We start from the raw sequence: 7,026 nt of genomic DNA, 5'->3' as shown, positions 1-7,026 counted from the left end.
TTATTAAGCGACGGTGTTTATTATACATCTTTTAAGATAAAGAAGTTAAATTTTATTTATTTTTGTTATAAAAATGTCTTTGGGCAGGAGCCTTAAGCAGCACCTAGCTCACTCAATCACGATAACGGTACCTTATCGGGAGTAGAAAAAAGCGCCTCAAAAGGCGCTTTTTAGCGGGCAACAGAAATTCTGGATGTCTCCTTCAGCGGTTGAGCAGCCGGCCTGGTTGTCCGGGGTCGTTTTCCCTCTAGAAGCAATGGATACGTGAGAAGAAAAGGGGATCGTTGGAGCGCCCTCAGACCCCTTATCTTGTGAAGACCCAAAAGCACCTTTCCCTCTGTAGAGGATCAATACGTGAGCTTTTATGGGACTCTCTTGGACGTGTTGCCCCCCTAGATTGTGCAAACCAGCCAATTGGCCACTGGCGGGGGCGCTTTGGCCTTGGTTTAAATCCGCTTTTGTTCCCGGAACCCTAGATCGGCACGGATGAGCGCTACGTGCTTTTTTAATCTCGACAAGCTAAAATATACGCAACTTGCGTACAATCATCTAGATGAAAGCCGTCTTCGTTGAATTGCCTGCCTTCGAGCGCAACAGAGCTACCTACCTCAACGATGACGAGTTCAAGGAGTTCCAAGAGCGCTTGCTCAAGAACCCTGAAGCGGGAGACATGATTGAAGGCACAGGCGGGCTGCGCAAAGTTCGCCATGGTGATCCACGCAGAGGCAAAGGAACTCGCGGCGGGTTACGGGTCATCTACTACTGGTGGAGCGGTGGTCCGCAGTTTTGGCTCTTCACCCTGTACGACAAGGACGAGCTGGAGAACCTGACCCCCAAGCAGAAAACGACCCTGAAGCAGCTTTTGAAAGACGAATTGGAGGCCCGAAAATGACCAAGCGCGATCTTTTTGCAGAACTCAGCGAAGGCTTTGATGCGCTAGCCAGTGCTCGTGCAGGCAAGCGCACGCTGCGAACACACGAAGTGGAACTGAAGCCTGAAGTCACCATCACGTCCGCAGAACTCAAGTCGATTCGGGAGCATTTGAATCTGTCCAGGCCCGTCTTCGCCAGCTACCTGAGGACGAAAACCCGAACCTTGGAAAACTGGGAGCAAGGCAGGGCAGCGCCCAATGCACAAGCCGCATTGCTGATCCGATTGGTTGAGAAGTATCCGGACACGGTTTCTCGCCTCGCTGCGGTCTAAATGGATTTTCCCAAAAAGCGCCTTTTGAGGAGCTTTTTGTTGATCTCGATAAGCGTCAGTTACCGTGACCTAACCGCCCAAGAGGCAGTTTTTTCACTGTTTCCCTTTCTTTCCACAACGGTCTGCCAATTTTTCAGCGTGAAACAGGGCTTGTGGCGATAGTTCGACTTAGGCATTCTGTGACATGGACTTTGCCAGCGCTTGAGACTGCCAATTCCGCTAGGAACATGAGCATCAACTTATCAAGAAAGTTATTTTTAATCATGCATTTACGATTTATGTAATACTTTGGTAGAAAAGCAGGAGTTGCACTATGTATATCGTGAACCGCCTCAAGCGTTCCTTAGCGAACCGAAAAGCCGATGTGTTTCTGCGCTCAGAGCTCCAATCCTTTGGAAGTCCGGCGCAAGTTAGCAGGGCACTGACAGAGCTTCAGAAAGATGGAGTGCTCGTCAAGCTCGGCGTTGGTGTGTATGCCAAAGCCAAGCCGAGCGTCCTGACCGGAAAGCCAATCCCAACCAAGCCTCTAGAAGTTCTAGCTCCTGAGATCCTCAAGAAATTTGGCGTCCAAGCAGGGTTGTCGCGCCAAGCTCTTGAATACAACGCAGGTGTCAGCACGCAGGTACCTTCGGGTGTCGTGATCAATACAGGTAAATGCCGAATCCAGCGCAAGCTTGGCTTCAACGGGAAGCTGGTTCAATACGAGCGCGCATGAAGTTGCTTACAAATGACCGTGCCGAACTTATTGAAGCCCTCGTCGCAGAATCCAGTCTCGGTGGTATCACTACGTCCCTGCTCGAGAAAGATGAGCATCTAACTGATGCACTGCGAGCCATCTTTGCCTTGAAGTTCGAATACGTAGACCTTGTGTTTTGCGGCGGCACGAGCTTGTCGAAAGCACACAGCTTGATTGAGCGGATGTCTGAGGATGCCGACCTCAAAGTCGTTCTCACCGAAGCCGGAAAATTGCTAAGTCGCAGCGCGCTAAAACGTTACCTCGGCGATGAGGTTCGCAAGAACGTGGCAGAGGCTCTTTCCAAAATCGGTTTAGTCGAAGACGAAGATAAAGCGATGACGCTAAACGAATACCGTTATATGCATTCGCAATGGTCTTACCAGCGTCGTTATCCCATCAGCACTGGCTTACGACCAAATTTGCAACTGGAACTGACGCTGCGTGCGCCGATGTTGGACATCGCAAGCGTCCCGATATACGCATTGGCCGACCGCTTGGCAGGCAAAGATGGGGCACCCTTTGAGGTAAAGACTATTTCTGTGGCCGAGACGTTGGCCGAGAAGGTTCTTTCTTTTCTAAGAAGGTTTGCGCAGCACCGTTCTGGCCAAATGCGGGGCACATGGGACACCGCATTGGTACGGCACATCTACGATGTGCACTGCATAGTGACGCATGATTCAGATTTGATCGAGCTTGCAGTGACTGCGTTCAAGGAATTGGTCAACGGTGACGTCACCGAATTCGGCAAGCAACAGCCAGATTTTGCAGAAAAGCCATTGGAGGTCCTGGAAAAGGCGCTTGCGCAAGTTGAGAAGGACGAACAGAGCCGCTCCGAATACGAAAAAAACCTGCTTCCGCTAGTTTATGGGGACTTCAAACCTCATTTCGATGAAGCATTTTCTTCGTTTAAAAACGTAGCACTTCAACTATTGGCTAAGTGAAAGTGCATAACGCTCAGCTCATGACTATTGATATTACAGTAACGCCAGACTCATGTATTACATTAAAAAAGCGCCTTTTGAGGAGCTTTTTTAACCGCGATAAGTGAACCTTCGCGCTATCTTAATGATAGTTGGAGAAGACTAGCTATCTCCCCCTCTGTTCGCCGCTTAATTAGAATCCCGCCCACATCAGTGATGTGCTGCTTGCTGAATCGTAGTTCTTAAGAGTAGATGGAACCTTTGCTTGCCAGTAAAAATCAATTTTTCCCTTTGGCGTGCTTGAGTTTGATATGGCGTTCTTCATTTCTAATAAAATTAATGAATCAGTTGTAAATCCATCTTTATCATTAAAATTCACTGTTATTGTTGAAGAGTAATATTTTTTCCTGAAGCTGTCGTTATCAGTATCAATATCTTCTGAAGATAAAGAAGCTTTGTATAAGATGAAGCCATCTTTGTACTTTGTTAGTATTTTTACCACTCCTTCTTTATCGCTTCCCAAACGAATACTTAATGGAGACCAAGTTTTTGCTTCAGATTCTGTTTGCGTGATCTTAAACTCTTCTATTTTTTTATATGAATCTCCTACGATAAGATTCATTTCACCTGTTTCTTTATTTAGTCTAATGCCATTTTCAATGACATATTTGTCATTTTCTAAACAACCTGTTAGAAGCAGACTTAAAACAGACAAAGATAATATTTTAAATTTCATTATTTCTCCTCCTATTTTAATGGAATATTAATCATATGACGAGATTCGTTGTTTTTATGTTCTTGAATAGAAAACTCAGCCTTTTATGAGCGTCGTTAAGCAAATGATCCTTTGCTCATATGAGTAAAGGATCATTTGAGATGTGCCTCCATTGCCTGCTGAATCAGCTCTTTGAGCGACAACCCACGCTTGATTGCTTCCATACGCCAGTGCTGGCGTGTCTCTTTTTCAACTTCAAGATTCACGCGCACCAGCTCTGCTTGAGAAGGCTTCGCAACCTCTTTCACGGGGACGCTCTCGCGTACCTTGTTCAATGGTTTCACAGTTAAAGCCATTTTGCTTCCTTGAGTTCTTGAACGACTGCCTGCACCTCTTCTTTGGCTTTGGCATCGCTGTAGTCGAGCACGGATAGCCCATCGGTCATTGCGGTCGCAAACACCGCTCGGTTACCGATAGACGTTTCCAGCTTTTCAATTCCTTCGTAGGTGTTCCATTCACCGCTTTTAACCAGCTTGGAAAGCTTTGTCGCTCCGCTGGTTCGGTTGACCAGGAATGCCGCGTCAATTTCTCCACCCATTTCTCTTTTGGCCTGAATCAGCTTGACGGCTGCGCCGCTGGCCCAGAGATCAGCCCCTGATGGCTGGATCACAAGCAGGGCAACATGCGAGGCACGAACAATCGCAGCGCTCATAGACTCCGCTTTGGCCGGACTGTCGATGATGGCAATTTCTGCGTTGATGCCATTGAGTGAAGAGGCCAGCATCTGAGGTCGATCGACGCCTAGCACAGGAGGAAGGTCAGCGTCATCGGGGCTGGCATCTCGCCAATCGCGTGCTGTACCTTGTGGGTCACAGTCCAAGAGCACCACACGCTTGCCCTCTCGGTGTAAAGCGGTGGCCAAGTTGGTGGCCACCGTACTTTTACCAGTCCCCCCCTTTTCATTGAGCACAGAGATGATCTTCATGATTTCAAGTGAGTAGATGAATAGCTAATCATATACTCTAATACTCATTTGAGCTAAGTATCATATGAAGTGATGTAGCTCAGTACAACGCAGCAGGCACAAAAAAAGCACCGCGTAGGGTGCTTGGGATGCGCTGTCTGTTGGTGTCCCTGTGACATGTGGGTAAACTGAGCGCACAAAAGAAAACACCTCCCTGAGCTTTGGTCGGCAGCGGGAGGTGTGCAGCCAGTCAGGCCGTTGAAGCTAAGTATAGCTGCGCGGCTGGAAAGTCACCATGCTTGCGAATAATGAACAGCTAAATTTAGATCTATTTGAGGATGCCCATCGGTGGCCGCGTAAACCGTATTGCAGCGCTGACAAGACAGCGAGCAGCATTCGCACGCTGCAGCACGCTCTCAAACACCCCTACATCCAAGCCAATCCCCCGCACTTGCGGGTGTGGTCTATTTTTGACGTAGACCAGCCCGCAGCCGCTTTGGCGTGGGAAAAAGGCAACCTTCCGCCGCCCACCTGGGCTGCAGTCGATCGCCAAAGCACCAAAGGGCATCTGGTATGGGGCCTGTCTGTTCCCGTGCTGGTAGACAGTCCAGACATGCGGCAGGAGCCTATGCGCTACCTGTGCGCTGTAGAAGAAGCATTCAGGGCCAAGCTAGAGGCCGATAGCGGTTATGCAGGCTTGATGACCAAAAACCCCGCCCATCCCCTTTGGCGTGTGCTGCGTGGCCCAAGATTGGCCTACGAGCTTGGAGAGCTGGCGGAGTGGGTTGATCTTCCCAAGCACTTACCCAAACGCAAGCCAGAGGAAATAGGTCTAGGCCGGAATGTCACCGTGTTTGAGTGGCTCAGGCAGTACGCGTACCGCAATATCCGGCACTATAAGCACAACGTGCGCAACTTCGTACTGTGGCAATCTCACCTCAACGGCAAAGCGCTAGAGCGCAATGGTGATTTGCTGGTGCCGTTGGCAGGCAATGAGGTGTGGCACATCGCCAAGAGCGTGTCCAAGTGGACATGGCATAAGTTTGACCTGGCTGCGAGTGATGCTCGGTTCAGTGCATTGCAGTCGCACAGGGGCAAACAGGCCATGCTCAAGCGCTGGGGCGATAACGAGGATAAGCAGGCCAGCGCACGGTTGATGGCTGCTTCTGGCATGACACAGCGTGCGATTGCTGCGGAGCTTGGAGTCAGTCAGAAGTCTGTGTCTAACTGGCTGAGTAATAGCCGTAATCAGTGCGACGCTGGCGGAGAAGCTTGAGTAATAACCATAATCAGATATCAGCCCTCGGAATGCCGTTTTGGTTTTAATTTTTAAGTGGTGGTTAGGTGGGCTGTTGATCAAATCGCAGCAGGCCGCTCGTGGGCATGTGGTCAACCTGGAGGGTTGTCCACCATGTCCACAGCCAGATTCATCATGCTCTTCGTGCTGGCCGCTTCCAGCAGTTACTAGCGCGGAGCTGTCACGGGTAGTGAGGGTCAAGTCAACGACTTGTCCCGAGCACCCTCTACCGCCCGGCGTTCAATGGCGCTATCGCGCCCAATCCCTGTTTTTCAAATCGCGCAGCACGCAAAGTGCTTACTCGTCCGTGTCCTAACGCGGCGTGCGACTGCGCGATCACCAACGCACTCAAACAGGGGTCGCTTCAGAAAACGGAAAAAATCGTACGCTAAGACCCGGAGAACGGACGTAGTGGCCTGAACTTGCCCGCGTCTACCTTGGCGCTGCTGCGCCAGAGGTAATCGCCGGTCAAGTTGATGTGTTCCCAGCCCAGCGGCGACAGGTACTGCAACAGCGCCTCATCGACGGCATGGCCGTTGCCACGCAAGGCATGCGCTGCGCGCTCCAGGTAGACTGTGTTCCACAACACGACAGCCGCCGTCACCAGGTTGAGTCCACTGGCCCGATAGCGCTGCTGCTCGAAACTGCGGTCGCGGATTTCGCCCAGCCGGTTGAAGAACACCGCCCTGGCCAGCGCGTTGCGCGCTTCGCCCTTGTTCAACCCGGCATGCACGCGACGACGCAGTTCGACGCTTTGCAGCCAGTCCAGGATGAACAGCGTGCGCTCGATGCGGCCCAGCTCGCGCAGTGCCACGGCCAGGCCGTTTTGGCGTGGGTAGCTGCCGAGCTTGCGCAGCATCAGCGAGGCCGTGACGGTGCCCTGCTTGATCGAGGTGGCCAGTCGCAGGATTTCGTCCCAATGGGCGCGGACATGCTTGATGTTGAGCGTGCCGCCAATCATCGGCTTGAGGGCGTCATAGACGGTTTCGCCCTTGGGGATGTAGAGCTTGATGTCGCCCAAGTCGCGGATGCGAGGTGCGAATCGAAAGCCCAGCAGATGCATCAGCGCAAAAACGTGATCGGTGAAGCCCGCCGTGTCGGTGTAGTGCTCCTCGATACGCAAGTCGGACTCGTGGTACAGCAGGCCGTCGAGCACATAGGTCGAGTCGCGCACACCGACATTGACCACCT

At 51.2% G+C, this 7,026-nt stretch carries 9 protein-coding genes; 5 read left to right on the top strand and 4 right to left on the bottom strand.

What is annotated here, in order from left to right:
• The first annotated feature begins 553 nt into the window (after nucleotides 1-553).
• The 4 genes from HF327_RS21565 to HF327_RS21550 all read left to right on the top strand — a co-directional run bounded on the left by HF327_RS21565 (nucleotide 554) and on the right by HF327_RS21550 (nucleotide 2,880).
• Complete coding sequence (locus HF327_RS21565) at nucleotides 554-892, top strand: type II toxin-antitoxin system RelE/ParE family toxin (RefSeq protein WP_046462669.1); 339 nt, start codon at nucleotides 554-556, stop codon at nucleotides 890-892.
• Complete coding sequence (locus HF327_RS21560; protein ID WP_154164628.1) at nucleotides 889-1,203, top strand: helix-turn-helix domain-containing protein; 315 nt, start codon at nucleotides 889-891, stop codon at nucleotides 1,201-1,203. The genes HF327_RS21565 and HF327_RS21560 overlap by 4 nt, the downstream gene beginning before the upstream one ends.
• Before the next feature lie 313 nt (nucleotides 1,204-1,516).
• Entirely contained in the window at nucleotides 1,517-1,918 is a 402-nt protein-coding gene (locus tag HF327_RS21555) for a DUF6088 family protein (protein ID WP_198462402.1), read from the top strand.
• The gene (locus tag HF327_RS21550) at nucleotides 1,915-2,880 is read left to right on the top strand and encodes a nucleotidyl transferase AbiEii/AbiGii toxin family protein (RefSeq protein WP_198462401.1); all 966 of its coding nucleotides are present in this window, start codon (nucleotides 1,915-1,917) and stop codon (nucleotides 2,878-2,880) included. Before HF327_RS21555 ends, HF327_RS21550 begins: the two co-directional genes overlap by 4 nt.
• A 172-nt stretch (nucleotides 2,881-3,052) precedes the next feature.
• Here HF327_RS21550 and HF327_RS21545 read toward each other — a convergent pair whose 3' ends face one another.
• The 3 genes from HF327_RS21545 to parA all read right to left on the bottom strand — a co-directional run bounded on the left by HF327_RS21545 (nucleotide 3,053) and on the right by parA (nucleotide 4,559).
• Nucleotides 3,053-3,595: a hypothetical protein gene (locus tag HF327_RS21545; protein WP_198462400.1), complete on the bottom strand. Its 543-nt coding sequence runs from the start codon at nucleotides 3,593-3,595 to the stop codon at nucleotides 3,053-3,055.
• 131 nt (nucleotides 3,596-3,726) lie between these two features.
• Complete coding sequence (locus HF327_RS21540) at nucleotides 3,727-3,930, bottom strand: hypothetical protein (protein WP_198462399.1); 204 nt, start codon at nucleotides 3,928-3,930, stop codon at nucleotides 3,727-3,729.
• On the bottom strand, nucleotides 3,921-4,559 hold the full coding sequence (parA, locus tag HF327_RS21535) for a ParA family partition ATPase (RefSeq protein WP_198462398.1): 639 nt from the start codon (nucleotides 4,557-4,559) through the stop codon (nucleotides 3,921-3,923). The genes HF327_RS21540 and parA overlap by 10 nt, the downstream gene beginning before the upstream one ends.
• A gap of 274 nt (nucleotides 4,560-4,833) precedes the next feature.
• Here parA and HF327_RS21530 point away from each other — a divergent pair, with 274 nt between their 5' ends.
• Nucleotides 4,834-5,814 carry a replication initiation protein gene (locus tag HF327_RS21530; RefSeq protein WP_198462397.1) on the top strand — a complete coding sequence of 327 codons (981 nt, stop codon included), beginning with the start codon at nucleotides 4,834-4,836 and terminating at the stop codon, nucleotides 5,812-5,814.
• A 409-nt stretch (nucleotides 5,815-6,223) separates the two neighbouring features.
• Here the strand turns inward: HF327_RS21530 and HF327_RS21525 are convergent.
• Nucleotides 6,224-7,026: Tn3 family transposase (locus tag HF327_RS21525; protein ID WP_198462396.1), on the bottom strand; the 803-nt coding region annotated here is incomplete at its 5' end.

Source organism: Comamonas suwonensis, from assembly GCF_012844455.2.
In the GTDB taxonomy this organism is placed as follows: Bacteria; Pseudomonadota; Gammaproteobacteria; order Burkholderiales; family Burkholderiaceae_C; genus Comamonas; species Comamonas suwonensis.
Note: the sequence above shows the minus strand (reverse complement) of the source record. Positions and strands in the feature narration are given on the sequence as shown.

Coding starts and splice junctions, on each gene's coding strand:
- HF327_RS21565 (WP_046462669.1), top strand. CDS start 554: ATGAAAGCCGTCTTCGTTGAATTGCCTGCCTTCGAGCGCAACAGAGCT.
- HF327_RS21560 (WP_154164628.1), top strand. CDS start 889: ATGACCAAGCGCGATCTTTTTGCAGAACTCAGCGAAGGCTTTGATGCG.
- HF327_RS21555 (WP_198462402.1), top strand. CDS start 1,517: ATGTATATCGTGAACCGCCTCAAGCGTTCCTTAGCGAACCGAAAAGCC.
- HF327_RS21550 (WP_198462401.1), top strand. CDS start 1,915: ATGAAGTTGCTTACAAATGACCGTGCCGAACTTATTGAAGCCCTCGTC.
- HF327_RS21545 (WP_198462400.1), bottom strand. CDS start 3,595: ATGAAATTTAAAATATTATCTTTGTCTGTTTTAAGTCTGCTTCTAACA.
- HF327_RS21540 (WP_198462399.1), bottom strand. CDS start 3,930: ATGGCTTTAACTGTGAAACCATTGAACAAGGTACGCGAGAGCGTCCCC.
- parA (WP_198462398.1), bottom strand. CDS start 4,559: ATGAAGATCATCTCTGTGCTCAATGAAAAGGGGGGGACTGGTAAAAGT.
- HF327_RS21530 (WP_198462397.1), top strand. CDS start 4,834: ATGCTTGCGAATAATGAACAGCTAAATTTAGATCTATTTGAGGATGCC.